Below are 2,733 nucleotides of genomic sequence, written 5' to 3'. Positions count from 1 at the left end.
GATGCATCAGGCCGTTAACAGAAAACAGCCGCAGTATAGCGCTGTTACGCTCAAAAGGATCAAATGATGCGCATAACTGTCGGATGCTCCCGATGGAATCGGCGATCAGATTGCAGAGCCGTTCCTCCTCGTCCAGCGGGTTGTCGATGCCCACCGGTTCCCGCGTTTTGTCCGCCACGCCGATGATGATCCGGCCGCCGGCGGTATTGCCAAAGGCCACCAGCGTCTTGAGCAGATTGCGTGGGGAGGAGAGATCGCGCTTGAACTCCAGGGTCTTGCTCTCTTCGGCCTTGAGCAGTTCGGCGATGGTCATATCCCCAGCTCCTCAAAGTTCCTTTTGATGGTGGCGGCCAAGGTGTTGGCTTCGGCGTTGAGGTCTTCCAGTTCAACGTGGATTTCACGCAGGGTTTCCTCGAAATCGAAATCCTCGTCCTCCACCTCGGGAGCAACACCGACATAGCGACCGGGGGTGAGACTCCAGTCGTTGGCCTCGATCTCGGTCCGGTCCACCAGTTTGACCAGCCCTTCCACATCGCGGAGCTGGGCTTCAGGAAAGCGTTCGGTGAGCCAGTGGGCCTGCTTCCAGAAATAACGCACCTGTTTGAGCTGTTCCACGGCTAGGGCGCGGAACTCATCGGCCGTTTTGCGGGCGCGGGTGATATCGCGGTTTACCCAGTCATCATTCTCCTTGGCATTACATTCCTTTTCACAGGTCTCGATGACCCGGCCGATCAGCTTGAACAGCAGATCGCTCTGCTTGATCAGGTCGCGGCTCTTTTCCGCCAAAGAAGCAAGCCGGTCAACTGCCTTCTTTAACTCGCCGTTGCCGGTCTTCTGGGTCTTCCCGAGAGCTTCCTGAACGGCAGCATCCTTGGCAAAGAGGGCGACGTCATTTTCAAAGTCCGGCAGGGCCTTGTTCAATTCCAGCAGCGGTTCCATTTGGGGGCCGTCTTCAGACAGACTCTCCAGAAAGGGCTGCATCACGGCCAGCAAATCGACCAGGGCGGCGGTGTAGTCCGCTAGCGGTTCCTCGGCTTCACCCGCCGGGTTCTTCTTTTTCAAACACAGGGCAGCCTCGTCCAAGGTGCGGCGGCAGTAACCGGCCACCAGGTTCAGATACTTGTCGGTCTGCCCCCGGTAGAGCCAGACAACGGCCAGCAGGTTCTTCTCCTGCTCAGGGCTGAAATCGTAGATCTTGCGGGTCACCTTGCGGTAGACGTTGCGGGCGTCGAGCATCAGCACCTTGTCTTTATGCTCTTTGGGCTTGTCGCGGTTCAAAAACCAGAGTTCGCAGGGGACGGTGCGAGTGTAGAAGAAGTTGGAACGGATGGCGATCATCACATCGACATCGCCGGTCTCGATCAACTTCCGGCGGACATTGGCCTCGCCGCCCCCGGCGCTGGAGGCCTGGGACGACATCACGAAACCGGCCCGGCCTTGGTCGTTCAGGTAGCTGTAGAAATAACTGATCCAGACATAGTTGCCGTTGCTGACCTTGCCCTTCTTGTTGACGCCGGGGAGCCCAAAGGGCAGGCGCGGATCGCGCTTGACCTTGTCGGCATCGATCTCGTCCACGTTGAAAGGAGGATTGGCCATGACATAGTCGGCCTTGCCCACCAGTTCGTGCGGATCTTCGTAATAGGTGATGGCCTTGAGGATATCGCCTTCCAGGCCGTGCACGGCCAGGTTCATCTTGGCCAGGCGAATAGTGGTGGCGTTTTTCTCCAGCCCCCGGATGAGTAATTTTTCCGTCGGGCTGTCGCCATGCTCTTCGACAGTCCGGGCACTCTGCACGAACATACCGCCGGAACCGCAGGCCGGATCGAGGATGACTCCGTGAGCCGGGTCGATCACATGGGCAATCAGGGAGACAATGGAAATGGGAGTGAAGAACTCGCCGCCGTCGTGGGCCTTCTGGTCGGCGAACTGGGTCAGAAAGTATTCATAGATGCGGCCGAAGACATCGCCGGAAACCTTCTTCAACTCCTCCGGGTTGAGGGTCCGAAGCAACTGGCCGAGGACATCGTTGTCCAACTCCTGGTATTCGGACTTGGGCAGGACGCCGCGCAGGTTTTCGTAATCCTCCTCGATGGACTCCATCGCCTCGATCAGCGCCTTGGCTCGGTCGGCGCTGTCCGGCAGAGACACCAGAGAATCAAACTGTGCTTTAGGCCGCAGAAAGATGGCGCTCTGTTTGGAAAAGTCCTCCTTGGTCAAAGACCGGGTTTTTCCGCCCCGGCTGGGCAAGGTAGGCTCGATCTTCATTTTAGCCAGAAGATACCGGCTATAGGCATGACGCAGAAACACCAGCCCCATGACCGGCAGGAAGTATTCATTACTGGCATAGTTGGAATTGGCTCGCAGAGTATCCGCAGCGTTCCACAGCCGCTTTTCAATTGCCTCGATATGTTCAAGTTGAGCCAAAGTTACCCTCAATCACGACGAATGTTTAACGATAAGTACCGAGGCATCTCGGTTCGATGGTATCACGCTCCATCCGCAGCGGTGTAGATGGGTTGCTGCCAGGAGTCGGAGTATTTTTTCCGACGCTTTCACCGAAGTTTTTTGGGTACATCAACCCGGGCGTGCCATGTCGTAGAATCTCCTTCTTGATGTCAGCGGGGTTGATATCACCCAAAACAACTCCGAATTGAAGCCATCGATCGTGCTTTTTCCCAAACCATTCGGCCCGGCAAACATGTGCATGCGGGGAATCGCGGGGTTCATCGTTTC

At 56.9% G+C, this 2,733-nt stretch carries 2 protein-coding genes; both read right to left on the bottom strand.

Translation table 11 applies throughout. The features are described 5' to 3' along the window. Window positions 1-313, bottom strand: a 313-nt coding sequence (locus Q362_RS21630) for an AlbA family DNA-binding domain-containing protein (protein ID WP_035217148.1), incomplete at its 3' end; no start/stop codon positions are given. Beyond that, entirely contained in the window at window positions 310-2,424 is a 2,115-nt protein-coding gene (locus tag Q362_RS0117565; RefSeq protein ID WP_028319682.1) for a class I SAM-dependent DNA methyltransferase, read from the bottom strand. The genes Q362_RS0117565 and Q362_RS21630, both read right to left, overlap by 4 nt. Between the last annotated feature and the right edge of the window lie 309 nt (window positions 2,425-2,733).

Origin of the sequence: Desulfobulbus elongatus DSM 2908, assembly GCF_000621145.1 — a bacterium.
Classification (GTDB): Bacteria; Desulfobacterota; Desulfobulbia; order Desulfobulbales; family Desulfobulbaceae; genus Desulfobulbus; species Desulfobulbus elongatus.
Note: the sequence above shows the minus strand (reverse complement) of the source record. Positions and strands in the feature narration are given on the sequence as shown.